Origin of the sequence: Candidatus Chloroploca mongolica (genome assembly GCF_004762035.2) — a bacterium.
Taxonomy (GTDB): domain Bacteria; phylum Chloroflexota; class Chloroflexia; order Chloroflexales; family Chloroflexaceae; genus Chloroploca; species Chloroploca mongolica.
In genome coordinates this window covers 80,659-95,683 of sequence record NZ_SIJK02000019.1, presented here as the reverse complement: position 1 = coordinate 95,683, position 15,025 = coordinate 80,659, and the positions used below count along the sequence as shown (strand labels likewise).

The window sequence follows — 15,025 nt, the reverse complement described above, 5'->3', positions numbered from 1 at the left end:
TCATCTACGTCGATCAAAGTTCGCTTCATCTACCTCTGTAGGTTCGCTAAACAGTTCTTCGTTAAATGCATAGCGACCCATGAAGTCGCTCAAAATCTTCTTAAAATACTCTTTATTGTCTTCTACCATTTCCTGTGGTTCGTACAGTGAATAGTTGCCGTGGCTCATCAGGTTGATCAGCCGCGAATGGATGATCCCCTCGATGTCATCATCATCCTTTCTCACGCAGGCTGAGAAATGTCTGAAGCCATGGAAGCTGGCGGTTTTCTCCAGGATGCCGCGCAACATATTGAAGTGATAGGTGTAGATTTTGCCGCTCTGTGCGGCTTTCTGTAGTTCGACCAAGGTGGCTACATGATGAAAGTAGGGTGTGTCATCCGTGTTACGCAGGTAGTACCTATTGGTAGCTTTGTTGGCACCAAGAAAGAGCCGTTTACTACTACTCGACAATTCGTTCCATAACACATTGAAGAAGAGGGTATGGTGGGATGATATGACTGTTTGGAGATGGTTTTCCTCCCTTCTAAGCAGGCGTGTCAGATCGGTGGCGACAGCAATGGCATTATTGTCGTCGAGCGAGGAGATTGGGTCGTCAATATAGATGTACTTTGCCCATTTGTAAGCATCTGCACCATCAATTGCCAACTGAACGATGGCAAGAAAGAAGCACCAGATGAAGATGTTTTCTTCACCACGTGAAACCTTGATATTGTCGATGGTTTGGCTTATTTCCTCGCCGCCATCATCAGGTTTTATGGTGAATGTTCGGGAGAAGCTGACCGCCGATTCATCGTAGTCAATCCTGAAGTCGAAGTCTGCATAGCGGTTAAGAAAGGGACGAATGCGGTTCTCCATCTCCAGTTCTTTGATGCCCGCAAAAAAGCGCGAGGCAGCATTGAACTTCAGCACGCGCTTACTATCGCCATCCAGATCGTTATCCCATGTGAACAGGTCTTCGGTGAAGGCGTTGAAGTAGAGCGTGTCGCCCTGTCCGCCCCGCTTGCCTGCGTTCTTGAACTCCACCGAGAGGCGGGTTTTACCAGTGCCGTTATAGGCATAGAGCAACATGTATTTATATTTTAGTTGCTGCGCGTTGTTCGGATTCTTCTCTTTGAGTTTTTTGCGCAGATATGTAGCGAGCGATTTCAGGTCTTTGATGGGAAGAATTCTACTCATCCCTGCTCCTCGTCAATAGAAGGGAACAACTGCTGCAGCATCCCTTTTTTATGCACCTTGAGCGCGTCGAGCTTCTGCGTTTGCGCGGCGATGAGGTCGTCGAGGGAGGTGAGGAAAGCGGCGATGCGTTGTTGTTCGGGGAGTGATGGAAAGCTACACTTCCAACCCTCAATAGTACCTTTGGTAATGTGCAGTAGTCCAAGACCATTAGCTGATTGAGACTTTATTTTTTCAGTCTGATAACTAAGAACCGTAGAAAGAAAATCTCTACTGATGTTATCCTTCATTACAACCTTCCAAATGTGATAGTGATAAATAACTTTCTCACCGTGCCATATTCTTGGCCCAAATGATGCAGACCAAGCATAGAGTAAATCTCCTTTTTCACAATACTTGGTTTCATCTAATTCTAAATCCGAGTAGTACCAACTATTATTTGTAAAAAAATTGCCTACTCGGAGTACTTTATACTTGCCTTGTTCAAGTAGTTCTTCTTGTTTATAGGCTCTGCCATTATAGAATGTGGCTACTTCACCTAACGGCTTCACCTCCCACTCCCCCGCATCCCGAAACTCCGCGAAGCGCAGCCGCGGCGTGGTTTCGCCCTCGGCGGGAAAGAGTTGCTGTAGCAACCCGCTCTTGTGCGCTTTGAGCGCGTCGTGCTTCTGGCTCTGCGCGGCGATGAGCTCGTCGAGCGAGGCGAGGCAGTCGGCGATGCGTTGCTGCTCTTCAAGCGATCTGCCGCCTTGGGGCATTGGAACTTGCAATGACAACAGATCTGCATTATCAACATTAAGCGATCCATGAGCTCGGGCACCCACAGTAATAAAATTTCTGAGCCATCTACCGTGGAGGTTTCCCAAAAATAAATAACTCAAATATTGAGGAATAACCTTACCCGCCCGAACCCTAAAGCATGTAAATATACTGTTCGGGACTGCTGCTGCTTCCTCACCCGAATACATAGCGATGAAACCCTCTGGGTACTCTTTAGTTGCACTCTTATTATAAGCAAAATCATGTTCACGAATAACAAAATAGTTCTTATATTGTTCTCCCGCTATTTCTCGTCCAAATTTCTCCATTTGGGAAACTAGTCCCACACCTGTGGTAATACTCATCAGCGTATATTTACTACTTCCTGCCTTTTCAGTAATAATGAAAGCAATGTCATTAAGTTTTTGATATTCCCAATCACCGTGAAACTCCGCGAAGCGCAGGCGAGGCGTCAAGCCGCGTGTTGGTTCGTAGGTCATATCGTTGGTGTCGCTGTCATTGCTCATATGCACCCAACCCGGAGATCTCGCGCCCGGCGGCGCGCTTTTTTAGCAGCGGTATCAGGTCATCCATCAGTGCCAACTCCTTTTGGGTGCGGGCCTTCCAGCCCAGCCCAAGCGGTGCCAGCAGATCGCCTAGCTGTTCGCCGTCGAAGATCATGCGTTGCAGAATGCCCTCAACAAAGGCGTGCAGCGCGGCGCTGGTGATGCCGTGTTTGTCGGCGAGCGCGGCAAGTTGGCGGGCGTTCTGTTCGGCTTTGAAGGTTTCGTAGCCGCTGCGGATCTCGCGTTCGCTCAGCGCCTGTCCAGGTTGGAGCGTGTTGATATAGGCGGCAATATCTTCACGCTGGTCGAGGAACTTGGCATCGGCGCTGATCAAGCCGATCAGTTTGTCGCGGTCCATGGTCTGCTTGCCCGGTCTGTCCTCGGTATAGCGGGCGATCAGCTTCATAATGTAGTCGTAGTCAATGATCGCCGAGGCAAACAGCACAAACTCAAAATCAAGCTGCTGCACCTCGTCGTTGGCGCTGGCTTTGTCCTGCTTGGCTTTCAGGCGCTGGGCGATATCGAGGTACACGCCACGGAAGGACTGCAACTGTTCGTGGGGGATGATCTGCTCGATGCTGGCGGTGTTCTCCTCGGTCAGGTCGGTATACTGGTCGAGTTGGGTCTTGAGGCGCTGAATATCCTTGAAGCGTTCGATGAAGACGCTGCGTGCGGCATCGCCCTTGAGGTTGGGCACCGCTTCGGGCGCGTAGGACAGCCCCTGCGATTGCATAAACAGGTCTAGCTTCCGAACGGCTGCGTTCAGTTGGTCGATCACCACCGGAGCGGGCTCGACTAGCCAGATCTTCTTGGCGCGATCGATATGCTCGCCAGAAAAGAGGGCGATGGCATCGTTAACCGCATCTTCCTGCTGGCGAAAATCGAGAATATTGCCGTCGGGCTTGGTATCGTTCAGCACGCGGTTGGTGCGCGAAAACGCCTGAATCAGGCCGTGGTACTTCAGTTGTTTATCAACATACAGCGTATTCAGGTATTTGGAATCGAAACCGGTAAGCAGCATATCAACCACAATCACCAAGTCAATCCGCTGCGCGCGCGGCACATCCTGCATGGGATACTGCTGGTCTTTGATACGCTTCTGCACATCCTGATAATATAGATCGAACTCGTTGACGCTATGATTGGTGCCATAGCGGGCGTTGTAGTCGGCAATAATGGCTTTCAGCGCCGCCTTCTTCGTATCTGGCTCGACCGTATTATCAGCCCGTTCCTGCGGCAGGTCTTCTTGGATCTGCAAGACATCGCTATTGCCCTCGGCGGGGGGCGAAAAGACGCAGGCGACATTCAAGGGCTGGAAGGTATCGTCCGCCGCCTGTTTTTCCGCCTGATGCTGCTTGAACAGTTCATAATAGGTGATCGCGTCGTTGATCGAGTTGGTAGCCAGAATAGCGTTAAACCTGCGCCCAGCAGTGGCGGCGGCGTGTTTCTCGAGGATCGCTACCACAATCGCCTTCTTCGCCAGCGGTTGTCCCGGCAGCAGCGCCTGCTTGCCTTCGGGCTTATAGTAGTCAACATGAAAGCGCAGCACATTGCGATCCTCGATCGCGTGGGTAATCGTGTAGGCGTGCAACTGCCGCTGGAAGATGTCGGCAGTGGTTTTATACGAGGCCTGCTGACCATCAATCTGCTGATACGTCGCATTCTGCTCGAAGATCGGCGTACCGGTAAAGCCAAACAACTGTGCGTTCGGGAAAAACTCCACAATCGCCCTATGGTTCTCGCCGAATTGCGAGCGGTGGCATTCATCGAAGATAAAGACAATGCGCTTCTTGCGCAGTGGCGCCAACCGTTCCTTATACTTGTTACGGTTCGTTTCATCCAGCGCCAGCCCGAGCTTCTGGATAGTGGTGACAATCACCTTATCGGCGTAATCGGTGGAAAGCAGCCGCCGCACCAGGGCGGCCGTATTGGTATTTTCCTCGACGCTACCTTCCTGAAAGCGGTTGAATTCCTCGCGCGTCTGCCGGTCGAGATCTTTGCGATCAACCACAAATAGGCACTTTTCAATGTCGGGGTTATCTTTCAGCAGTGTAGACGCCTTGAAGGAGGTCAGGGTTTTCCCGCTGCCGGTGGTGTGCCAGATATAGCCATTGCCGGCGTTCTGATGAATACACTCGACAATAGCCTTGACCGCATAGATCTGATAGGGCCGCATCATCAGCAGCTTTTGCTCGCTAGCAACCAGCACCATATAGCGGCTAATCATTTCAGCCAGCGTACACTTCGCCAGAAACTGCTCGGCAAAACTGTCCAGATGGGTAATTTTTTTGCTGTCTGCGTCGGCAAACTGGTAAAGCGGCAAAAAGCGCTCGTCGGCATGAAAGCTAAAGTGGCGTTCGCTATTGTTGGCGAAATACCACGTATCGCTGCGGTTGCTCACAATGAAGAGTTGCAAAAAGCAGAGCAGGGTTCTAGAGTAGCCGTTACCCGGATCATTTTTGTAATCAACAATCTGCTGCATAGCGCGGCGCGGACTGATCGGCAGGTTCTTGAGCTCGATCTGCACCACGGGCACGCCATTGATCAACAGCAACACATCGTAGCGGTGGTAACTGTTGTTGGTATTCATACGCAACTGGTTCACCACCTCAAAGGCATTCTTGCACCAATCGCGGATATTGACCAACGTATAAAAAAGGGGCGTACCATCATCGCGCTCGAAGCTATTGCGCTCGCGCAAGGTACGGGCAGCCGTAAAGACATCGGGCGTCATAATCTGTTCCAGCAACCGCTCGAACTCGTTATCGGTAAGCCTGACTCGGTTGAGTTCCTGGAACTTCTCGCGGAAGTTACGCTCGAGCGTAGCGCGGTCGTGGATATCAGGGCGATAGATATACTTGAGATCCTGTAGCTTTATGATCAAATCTTGTTCGATTTGCTGCTCGTTCATTGGCATTGCTCAGTGACTACAGATAGATGATCCTCTGGCCGTGTGCTGTCTATATACTACACCATTTTAGGCGCGCCCGGCCCGCCTTCGCCATTCAGCCCTAGGGCTGATGCAAAGTCATTTCGATCGTCCACAGATTACGCAGATTATAGCTTCCGCATCTGCGTAATCTGCGTAATCTGCGTAATCTGCGGACGCTATCTAACCCTCCTGGGACTTTGCAACAGCCCTGGGGTAAGCATTGATATCATAGACATTTTTGCGAATTTCTTGTAAAATAAGCAGAGAAATGTGCTCGATGTCTGATAAATGATGGGACAACACTGGCTGCTGCGCCATACGTTGAATGCTGAAGGGAATGCTGCCATGATGATCGAGTTCAACGTAAAGAACTTTCGTTCATTTCGTGATGAGCAGCGCTTCAGCCTCGTGGCTAGCACTGCTGACAAATCGCTTGCCGAAAATGTTGGCACGAGCCCGAAATTTAAGCACCGCCTCCTGCGCAGTGCAGTTGTCTATGGCCCAAACGCATCAGGCAAGAGCAACCTGATCATGGCCCTGGGCTTTTTGCAACTGCTGATCCTGCGTGCAGCTCAAAGCTCCCCGACACCAGGGCTTCGTCTAATCGATCATCCGCTGCTGAAACCATTTGCGCTTGAGGTCGCAAGCAGCACGGCACCGACCCGCTTTGAACTGCATATGCTGCACGAAGGCGTACGCTACCAGTATGGCATTACGCTTGATCGTCGTGCTATCTATGAGGAATGGCTGATCGCATATCCAAAGGGCCAGCCCCAAGTCTGGTTTGACCGTCAATGGCACACTGGAGTCGATAAGAATCGCCTTCAGGTTGATATGATCCGTGAGCAAGCTTCAGGCTTCGCTGATAACGCGGTTGAGCACACTGGGCAAGGGGATGCTAAATTCTACACCTGGTATTTTGGCCCGCGCCTGACTGGTGAAAAGCAGCGTCTAACTGACCTATCGCGCATTGACGTACCGTTTCTCTCTACCGGGGCCACCTTCGGCAATCAGCAATTACGCCATGTCTTCGATTGGTTTGCGCGTGGGTTGAGCGTGCTCAACCCGTGGGGCCGCCCTGATCTGGCCGGTGAAACGGCTAGGCAAACGCTGGACAATAGTGAGTTGCGTTCGCGTATTCGCGATCTTCTCGCGCATGCCGACTTTGGCATCGAGGATTTCCGTGTTCAGGAGATCCCGATCAAAGAAGACCCCCTATTTGGAAGCGTGCCTGAACAGCTATTAAGCGCGATAGATGGGCTTGACATTCGTCGGGTTGACATTCGTATGCGCCACAGAGCGTTGCAATTGCCTGAAGGGTCTATCGAATTTGATCGCGATGACGAGTCGCTTGGCACACTCCGCTTTTTTGGGATCGTTGGCCCGGTGGTGGATGCCTTGACACGTGGCGCGACCTTGTGTATCGATGAGTTTGATGACAGCCTGCATCCCCTTCTGGTGCGCCATCTCATCGGCCTGTTCCATACATCGACCACCAACCCTCATAACGCCCAACTGGTGATGAACACCCATGATGCGACTCTGCTTGACACCCAACTTTTTCGCCGTGATCAGATCTGGTTGACCGAAAAACAGATAGATGGCGCAACCAGTCTGACGCCTCTCACCGATTACCGCCCCCGCAAGGAAGAGTCGCTGATGCGTGGTTATTTGCAGGGTCGTTATGGAGGTGTGCCGATTCTTGATCAAATGGTGAAATCCTCCGAAGCCAAACAGTGAGAGGTACATACACCAGACGATTCAAGCCGCCATATGAATGGTGTGGATGATGTCGCGACAGAAACGTAACAATCGAGCACGGAACGATGCAAGCTTCGGTCGACGTAATGCCACGCGCATTCCACGTCCGGTGTTGCTGATAGTCTGCGAGGGGGCTGTCACTGAAGATTACTACTTCAATGCCTGGCGAAAAAGCGCTCGCCTGGCAACCGTGACGATTGAGGTCTATGGCGGTGCAGGACAGCCGGACACAGTCGTTGGTAAGGCTAAACGATGGCGTGATGAGCGTAAGACGGCCTATGATCATGCAGTACGCCGTGGAGAAGCTGCCGATCCGCCGTTTGAGCAGACCTGGTGTGTCTTTGATCGCGAAGGTCAGTACGAGGCTATGTCTTTTCGTGGTGCTGTGCAGTTGGCTGAACGTGAGCAGATCAAGCTAGCGATCTCGAATCCTTGCTTTGAGTATTGGTATCTGTTGCACTTCCAGGATACAGGCATGCCTTTCCACCACGGGCAGGAAGTTAAGCAGGCGTTACGCCGGTATATTCATGATTATCAAGAAGCATCTGATTGTTTTAAGCAGTTAGAGCCGCTAACCCTAGCTGCAATTGAACGTGCTCGTCAGCGTTACGAGCGCCATCCTGAACGGGAGTGGGATAACTTCCCTAACCCATCGACAACTGTGTATGAGTTGGTTGCGATCTTTTACTTGAGGCTAGAAAGCTGAAGAGGCACTCCTATGCCCGTCACCGCCTATATCACCCGCGACCCCTCTGGGAAGCCTTGGCCGCCGGTACACGAGCACGAGGCGACGGCAGCGCTTGGCTTGATGCAACGGCTTCGCATGGTGGGCGTGTGTCAAAAACAACCGGTTTGCGCCCAGGCCAGCGCATTACGCTGGGCGGTGCCACAGCAGATGATACAATATGTGAACTACACTTCACCCTCGATCTCCCACCAGAGTTCCAGGCTAGCCCGTTCTGACGCGCTATCATGACGCGATCATCAGACTACGTGACAGTTCGCGTCAGATATTGTCACGCGCTACGAACGGCTGTTAATGGCAGGAGCGTGGTGCAACATCCGGGTTGATTACGACGACAGCTTCAAAATCGGCAACCGCGTCTACCCCTTTGTCATCCAACGCCTGGAACCAGTTCAGGTAGGACGCGTCGATCTCAGGGAATACCTGGCAGGAAGGGCGCAGTTCACCCGCACGGAATGGATTGACGTCCTGATTCGCACGATGGGCTACGAGTCGAGCCACCCGGTTTTCACCGACCGGGTAAAGTTGCTCTATCTCATCAGGCTAATCCCGCTGGTCGAAAGCAATTATCATATGATTGAACTCGGCCCCCGCCAAACGGGCAAATCCTTCAGCTTCACCGAGTTTAGCCCATACGGCACCCTACTTGCCGGTGGCGCAGTAACGGTACCGAAGCTCTTTGTCAGCAACACGAACCCGCCCCGCTTTGGCCTGGTCACACAACGCGATGTCGTCGGCTTTGATGAGGTAGCCGGCAGCACCTTTGACGCTGAGCAGGACAAAAACCTCTACAAAAGCTACATGGAAAACGGGCAGATCAATCGCGGCACGATCAACGTTCCAGGCGAGGCCGGCTTTGTATTCAATGGAAACATCAACTTTGACCCACGCCGAAGCATGCAAGCCGACCACCTCTTTAAGCCATTGCCAGCAGGAATTGCCGATGACACCGCGTTCCATGACCGCTGGTCAGCCTATCTGCCTGGGTGGGAAATTCCCAAACTTACCCCAGAACTCTTCACGCGCCATGTTGGCTTTATTCTTGACTACACCAGTGAACTGTTTCATCGTGAACTGCGCCGGATCGGCCACTACGGCGCCCTCTGGGAGCGCTGGTTTGAAGCAACCGAAGGACAATGGAGCGCCCGTGACCGACGCAGCATCAATCGCACCTTCTCAGGCTTAACCAAGCTCCTCTTTCCCTCTGGAGAGATGGAACAAGATGATGCGCGCCTTATGCTGCGTATGGCGATTGAATTACGGCTGCGTGTACGCGTCCAGCTTCACAAGATAAGCCCCCAGGAATTCCCGCTGACCGCCTTTTCGTACCGCGATCGTGATACGGGGCGCGAGGAAAGCGTAACCATTGAAGCGTAGGGTATTGATCTGTACGTCCGCGCAGCATTGTCTTCTTCACGAGCGGGAAGTCACCTTTCCTCTTCACCAGGCGGTAGCGCGGCCCGCTGTCGCTCGCTGCGCCACGCGGCAGCACTCGTAGCTCAAACGCCGGTGCGCGCTCCGGCTCCACAAACCGCTCCTTGAGCACAGCCATCGCCATCACACACCCCTCTCAGGCGCTGGCGTCGCTGCGTCATCGAAGAGATCATTGAGTATCACCAACGGTAGCGCAGCAATCCGGCGGTAGCCAGGGTCATTCGTCACGACGCTGTAAATCACTGCGTCGGTATCCAGATAGACCAGGCCGCCGGAGGGAAGGCTCAGCGCTCCCAAGCGTCACGCTCCTCACTCAGGTAGGTCGTCACGTCCTCGGCGGTGGCAAAGGCGCGCTGGCCGGGTGCATCACGCAGAATATCGACCGCAGAGCGACGCAGGCTATCCGGGTGTTCAGGGAAGAGAATGATCACCTCGACCACTTCACCTGGCACAAGCTGCGGCGCGCTGAGCGCGAGCGTGCCATCTGGGCGAACAATGGTTGTTGCCCGTATTGCCTGTTGCATCGCCTACTCCTTCACCGGCTCGGCATCAAGCACCAGCCGACCCATATCCATACTGCCGAACACGTCACGCATGCGCTTGGCAAAGGCACAGCGCAGATCCTCTGCGCTCATACTTGGCTGTCCAGCATCCCAGGCTTTTGCGCGCACATAGGTATAGATACGCACGATGTAATATACTACCCGATTTACTCAACTTTTTCCATCCCGAGCAGCAATCAGTCTAGGGCTACGCTGAAAATGGGGGAACTTGGTTCCCCCATTTTCAGCGTAGCCCTGCAATCAGTGATGGCGAATCACGCCGAAAGCATGCGGGCTCGAAGTATTGCAGAGAAGATCGCCAAGCAGATCCTCTGTCGGCAAGCGTCGCACGCCTGGCGTGCGCTGCGCATGAATATGCAATCGTCCATCGGGTCTATGGTAGTGCCGACTTCAGTCGGCTTCCGGCTCAGCCGCCTGAAGTCGGCAGCACATCACCCATGGTTGTGCGACATCGTTGTGGTTGATGACCACACTCGCGTGCTGGTGCGGTGTGGCTTCGCGCAGATAGATCTGCTGTCCTTCGACATAGCGACGATTCTCTGGGGCGTGTGGATCCGGCGATCCACCATCTCGCTGGGCACAACGCTGCACCGAGACCTCTACGTTCACATGCAAGAAGATCGAGTAATCCCAGTAACCACGGAGTTCCGGGCGATGCAGGAAGATACCGTCGAACACGAGAATATCGCCGGGCAGGGCCTGGGCCTCTGCCACGATGATCGGCGCGTCTACGCGATGGTCGAAAACGGCTGAACGGTAACGGCCATGGCCGCCAGGACTGAGCGGGTCGAGCAGCACGGTGCGGAGTTGCGCATAATCATACGAATCGCGATAGAAGCCCTCGGGTGAAGCGTGCCCGAGCCGATAGCGCACCATCCTGGGGTGGTGGAACGAGTCAACTGAGGCCCGCATGACGCGTCGCCCAGCGGACGCAAGCAGCGGCGCAAGCTCATCGGCGAACATCGTCTTGCCGGCTCCATCGACCCCATCAAGAGCAACCCGCGTGACGCCTGCTGCCGGAATGTGGACGATCTGGGCGACAAGCCACTGGAGGAGCGTGTCGCGCGCAGCGGTGTCTGGATGCATGAGGTTTTGAAGCATCGCGTACCGTATTTCTTATTCAAGAAGAGACCTCACCGGTCTTGATGATGGCGTCCCAATGCGGACGAGCAGACCTGTGAGGTCTTCTTTGAAAAGTATTGGGGTTACGCCTGGCATACGCAATCCGTCATGGCTCGTTCACTGTCGACACCTGCCTCCCATTTCGAGAGCCGTTCGGCCAGCGCGAGCAGAGCCGCCGCGCCCCCGCCGTTATCGCTGGCGCCGGGGGTATTGATTTTGGTGTCGAAGTGGGCGCACACGACACTGCCGAAGATCAATTCAGAACTTTGTCATCAATTGGCTGCGGCGGAAACTTTTACTGGCAAACCAAAGCAGAACCGCATCGATCAACCAGATCGCCAACCCCACGATCATGACAACGCTGAGGCTGAAGTACATCACACCGGAAACCTGCCCAATCATGAGAGCGATCACTGGCAAAACCACCAACCCACCCGTTTGGTAGGCATCCTGAAATCCTTGCGCACGGGCAGAAGCAAAGACCATCACCACAAGTCCCAACCCCGCAACCGCAGGTGTGACCCACACCACCAGCGCGATCCACATCCAATTCGGGAAGAAGATGCGCCCGATGCTTTGCCAGCCAGCGGCGTTTACCATCACCGCATAGACGATGAAACTCAACACCGTGACGGCAAGCGCCGTAGTCCATGAGCCTAACAGTTTGGCGGCGAACAGTTCCCGATCAGTGATTGGCGTATAGAGCAAGGCTTCGAGTGTTTTGCGTTCCTTCTCCCCGGCAAAGCTATCCGCCGCCAGCACGGATGAAACCATCAACGGCATAATCAGGAACATGGGTGCCAGCATATAGACCAGGCTAAAAACGATCAATTGTTGATTGGGTGTAAACCCGCTCAATTCATGAAGCAGACCTGCGGGCATACGCGCCAGCAATTCACCTATGTCGTTGGAGGCACCGGTCGTTTCGGTAAACGACGAAGCATAGACCATGATCCAGGGCAGGATCACGAACAAAACGAGAGGCAGAATAATGATCGGCAAGACCACGCCCTTGTTTTGGATGGCAACTTTCAAGTCTTTGCGGGCGATGGCGAAAATGGCCCGTGTGTTCATTGGGTGTTTCCATGCAATGCAAAATACACTTCTTCAAGATTGGCTTCCTGCGGCGCGAGGCGATAGACGTGCAATCCCTTCTGCACAAGAATGTGTAAGAGTTCAGGGATGGCTTTCCGCCCGGAGAGAGTCAATGTGAGCATATCTTTCTTCCGTTTTGGGGGGCCGCTCACCAATTGAGGCAGCCCCTGCACGATCTGAAGGACAAGTTCTATTTGCGTGGGATCAACTTCAAGATCCACATCGAGGCGTTTGACATATTGGCGGGTGAGGTCTGAAGGCGTGCCCAATGCCACCAGATGTCCATGTTCCATCACTGCTACGCGGTCACATAGCTTTTGAGCTTCGACCAGGTTATGTGTACACAGAAAGACCGTACAACCTTCGCGGCGGGCCAGATGTTCCACCAAGTCATTGACGTGTCGCGCCGCCACCGGGTCCAGACCTGACGTTGGCTCATCGAGAAAGAGAACTTCCGGCTTATGGAGCAGGGCACGCGCAAGCGCGAGCCGCTGCTTCATCCCCTTGCTATACCCGGCAACTTTTTCATCGGCGCGCTCAGCTAGTTCAAATTCTGTGAGCAGAAAATGTACCCGCGCCGAAACGTCCGCGCGCGGGAAGTTATACAGATCGGCATAGATGGACAAATTATCGCGGGCTGTGAGACGCTCATCGAGCGAGGGCGTTTCAGTGAGCACACCGGTTCGGGCACGTAACGCGGAACCCTGAGTCTGTGGGTTCAACCCGAGCACCCGTGCCTCCCCGCTGGTGGCTTCGATCACGCCGTTGAGCAAACGCACGGTGGTTGTTTTGCCTGCGCCATTATGGCCGAGAAAGCCGAAGATTTCGCCAGCTTGTACCTCAAGCGTTAGCTGATCAACCGCTTTTATTTCGCCAAAGTGCCGTGTGAGCGATGAGGTTTGAATGACAGGTGATATCATATAATCCCTTTACAGCTGCGGCGTCTGCGCCAGCACGGTCTCCACCATCACGTCCACAAAACGCGCCGATTCGCTCACCCAGGGGGTATGCCCCGAAGACTCGAACCAGACGATCTCCTTGTGCGGGGCTTCCAGCACGGCGTAATACTGTTCGACGAAGACCGTTGGGGCGTTGATGTCGTGGCGACCAATCAGGAAGTAGACCGGAACCTCCAGTTTCGTCGCCTGCTGGCGGAAATCCACTTCCCAGAGTTGGGGGTAGACCACATCCAGGGTTTGCAGCACACCGCGGAACCAGCTGACCTTGTCGTATAGGCCATATTCGGGGGCGGCCAGGTCGCGCCAGGTGTTGAAGCCGTTATCCCGAATGGCTGGATTCTGGTTCATGTAGGTGAAGGTATCGCCCAGAAAGGCGGCTTCTTTCCATGCCATGCCAGCGCCGTAGTAGGGCGGTGGGCCTTGTTGGATCAATGTCTGCACTTTGGCGGTATCGCCGCGTTCACGCGCCCAGTTCAAGGCGAATTCGTAACACATCAGGTCATTTTCGAGGAAAGCCACCATTTGCCCGGTGCCGATGAAGGCGTGGAAATCCTCGGGGTAACGCTGGACAAGCCAGATACCCAGTGCGCTGCCCCACGATTCGCCCAGTACATAGACTTTCTCCTGACTGAAGCGTTCCTTCAAGATCGCCACCAGGGCGTGCGCGTCTTCGATGTAGCGCTCTGGGGTCAGGGTGGCACGGTCTACGGCATCGAAGGACTTGCCCGCGCCAGGCTGCTCCCAGTTGACCACAACGAAGTGGTCTTCCAACCCGCCCAGGGCGAAGCGTGCGGCGGCCAATTGACTGCCGCCAGGCCCGCCCGCCAGGAACAGCAGCACCGGTTTGGTCGTGTCTTTGCCACGGATCGAAAGCCACTGCTGGCTGCCATTGAGCGTGACGGTTTCGAGCGTGGCGATGCTGCCGGGCAAGGGTTTACCATCGGCACCGAGGATGGGCGGGGTCATCGCAAAGGCCTGCGAGGCGGCAACAGCCAGCACGCCAACCACGAACACGCCAGCCAGCGAGACCAGGGTCGCTTTCCCGACTGGTTTAAGCCAGAAAAAGGCGAACAGCAAGCCCAGGTTACCTGCGGCGAGCGGAACCCAGACCCAGGCGGGAACGGCGGTAGCCTGCGGCAGCAGCAAGATGGGCAGGCACAAAACGAGCGCCAGCAAAAGTGCCAGCAGGCGGCCAAGAAAGATGAAGAACTTTTTGTACATCAGTTTTTCGCTTTGCGTTGGGGTTGGTGGTAATACCGTGTTTGTGTTCACCAGGAACACGCGTGCATGTCAATGAAGTTGCGATGATTTCTGCGTGACCCAGATCAGAAAAATATCCTCACCAATGAAGCATTTTTGCCGTTTCAGACGCGTCAGTGCTGAGTGTTTGAGCACGTCTTCGATGTCGTGTTGCGCATGCGAGAAAATCGCGAGATCTCCCGCCAGGTGATGGGTATATGGTTTTCCTTGCAGGTCGGCGGTTGGCAAGCGCGTGGTAAAGGCAAACAGGCCACCTGGTTTGAGCAGGCGCGCGGCCTCGGCGAGGATGAATTCTAACTCAGCAATAAAGTGGAAAACGCCACAAGCAATCAGGTGATCAACATGCGCCGCAGGATAAGGCCAGGGCGTTGTCGTCAGGTCGTGCCGCTGCAAAGCGGCGAAAAAGCCCTTGGCCCGGCAAATTTCAAGCATGGCGGGGGAAAAATCCATGCCCGCGACGTGCAACCCGGCTTTGGCAAAGGGCTGCGCCGAAAGTCCACTGCCTGTTCCGACATCGAGCAGGTTTTGACCGGGACGGATGAATTCATAACACAGCCCAAATACCAGGTCGGCGATGTAACAATCGTAGGCGCGCACCTGAGCGTCATAGTCGGCGGCGTAGGAGTCGTGTTGGGTATGCATCATACAGGTACTCG

General features: G+C 54.1%; 15 protein-coding genes. 4 read left to right on the top strand and 11 right to left on the bottom strand.

All coding sequences use genetic code 11. The features are described from left to right. From EYB53_RS12180 to EYB53_RS12170, 3 genes are read right to left on the bottom strand one after another with little or no spacing between them, the layout of a single operon-like run. Entirely contained in the window at nucleotides 1-1,176 is a 1,176-nt protein-coding gene (locus tag EYB53_RS12180; protein WP_135478452.1) for an AAA family ATPase, read from the bottom strand. Then, nucleotides 1,173-2,459: a restriction endonuclease subunit S gene (locus EYB53_RS12175; protein WP_135478451.1), complete on the bottom strand. Its 1,287-nt coding sequence runs from the start codon at nucleotides 2,457-2,459 to the stop codon at nucleotides 1,173-1,175. The genes EYB53_RS12180 and EYB53_RS12175 overlap by 4 nt, the downstream gene beginning before the upstream one ends. Next, nucleotides 2,449-5,409 (bottom strand): type I restriction endonuclease subunit R, encoded by a 2,961-nt coding sequence (locus tag EYB53_RS12170; protein ID WP_205712645.1) that lies wholly within the window; start codon nucleotides 5,407-5,409, stop codon nucleotides 2,449-2,451. The genes EYB53_RS12175 and EYB53_RS12170 overlap by 11 nt, the downstream gene beginning before the upstream one ends. Before the next feature lie 366 nt (nucleotides 5,410-5,775). Between EYB53_RS12170 and EYB53_RS12165 the strand changes: the two genes are divergently transcribed. The 4 genes from EYB53_RS12165 to brxL all read left to right on the top strand — a co-directional run bounded on the left by EYB53_RS12165 (nucleotide 5,776) and on the right by brxL (nucleotide 9,313). After that, nucleotides 5,776-7,170: an AAA family ATPase gene (locus EYB53_RS12165; RefSeq protein WP_167857371.1), complete on the top strand. Its 1,395-nt coding sequence runs from the start codon at nucleotides 5,776-5,778 to the stop codon at nucleotides 7,168-7,170. 46 nt (nucleotides 7,171-7,216) lie between these two features. Next, complete coding sequence (locus tag EYB53_RS12160) at nucleotides 7,217-7,897, top strand: RloB family protein (protein WP_167857370.1); 681 nt, start codon at nucleotides 7,217-7,219, stop codon at nucleotides 7,895-7,897. Between the two features lie 128 nt (nucleotides 7,898-8,025). Next, on the top strand, nucleotides 8,026-8,154 hold the full coding sequence (locus EYB53_RS26050) for a hypothetical protein (protein WP_256439705.1): 129 nt from the start codon (nucleotides 8,026-8,028) through the stop codon (nucleotides 8,152-8,154). A 49-nt stretch (nucleotides 8,155-8,203) separates the two neighbouring features. Continuing rightward, the gene (brxL, locus tag EYB53_RS12155; RefSeq protein WP_371879110.1) at nucleotides 8,204-9,313 is read left to right on the top strand and encodes a BREX system Lon protease-like protein BrxL; all 1,110 of its coding nucleotides are present in this window, start codon (nucleotides 8,204-8,206) and stop codon (nucleotides 9,311-9,313) included. 180 nt (nucleotides 9,314-9,493) lie between these two features. Here brxL and EYB53_RS12150 read toward each other — a convergent pair whose 3' ends face one another. The 8 genes from EYB53_RS12150 to EYB53_RS12115 form a co-directional block, all read right to left on the bottom strand. Then, entirely contained in the window at nucleotides 9,494-9,667 is a 174-nt protein-coding gene (locus EYB53_RS12150) for a hypothetical protein (protein WP_167857369.1), read from the bottom strand. Further along, the gene (locus EYB53_RS12145; RefSeq protein ID WP_135478446.1) at nucleotides 9,655-9,894 is read right to left on the bottom strand and encodes a hypothetical protein; all 240 of its coding nucleotides are present in this window, start codon (nucleotides 9,892-9,894) and stop codon (nucleotides 9,655-9,657) included. Before EYB53_RS12145 ends, EYB53_RS12150 begins: the two co-directional genes overlap by 13 nt. 429 nt (nucleotides 9,895-10,323) lie before the next feature. After that, nucleotides 10,324-11,034 carry a nucleoside/nucleotide kinase family protein gene (locus tag EYB53_RS12140; protein ID WP_205712643.1) on the bottom strand — a complete coding sequence of 237 codons (711 nt, stop codon included), beginning with the start codon at nucleotides 11,032-11,034 and terminating at the stop codon, nucleotides 10,324-10,326. A 104-nt stretch (nucleotides 11,035-11,138) separates the two neighbouring features. Further along, nucleotides 11,139-11,294 (bottom strand): M28 family peptidase, encoded by a 156-nt coding sequence (locus tag EYB53_RS26620; RefSeq protein ID WP_371879109.1) that lies wholly within the window; start codon nucleotides 11,292-11,294, stop codon nucleotides 11,139-11,141. Between the two features lie 19 nt (nucleotides 11,295-11,313). Beyond that, nucleotides 11,314-12,129, bottom strand: coding sequence for an ABC transporter permease subunit (locus tag EYB53_RS12130; protein WP_135478444.1), 816 nt, complete (start codon nucleotides 12,127-12,129; stop codon nucleotides 11,314-11,316). Continuing rightward, entirely contained in the window at nucleotides 12,126-13,070 is a 945-nt protein-coding gene (locus EYB53_RS12125) for an ABC transporter ATP-binding protein (RefSeq protein ID WP_135478443.1), read from the bottom strand. The genes EYB53_RS12130 and EYB53_RS12125 overlap by 4 nt, the downstream gene beginning before the upstream one ends. A gap of 9 nt (nucleotides 13,071-13,079) precedes the next feature. Next, complete coding sequence (locus EYB53_RS12120; RefSeq protein ID WP_135478442.1) at nucleotides 13,080-14,330, bottom strand: alpha/beta fold hydrolase; 1,251 nt, start codon at nucleotides 14,328-14,330, stop codon at nucleotides 13,080-13,082. 69 nt (nucleotides 14,331-14,399) lie between these two features. After that, nucleotides 14,400-15,014 (bottom strand): class I SAM-dependent DNA methyltransferase, encoded by a 615-nt coding sequence (locus EYB53_RS12115; protein WP_135478441.1) that lies wholly within the window; start codon nucleotides 15,012-15,014, stop codon nucleotides 14,400-14,402. Nucleotides 15,015-15,025: the final 11 nt, after the last annotated feature.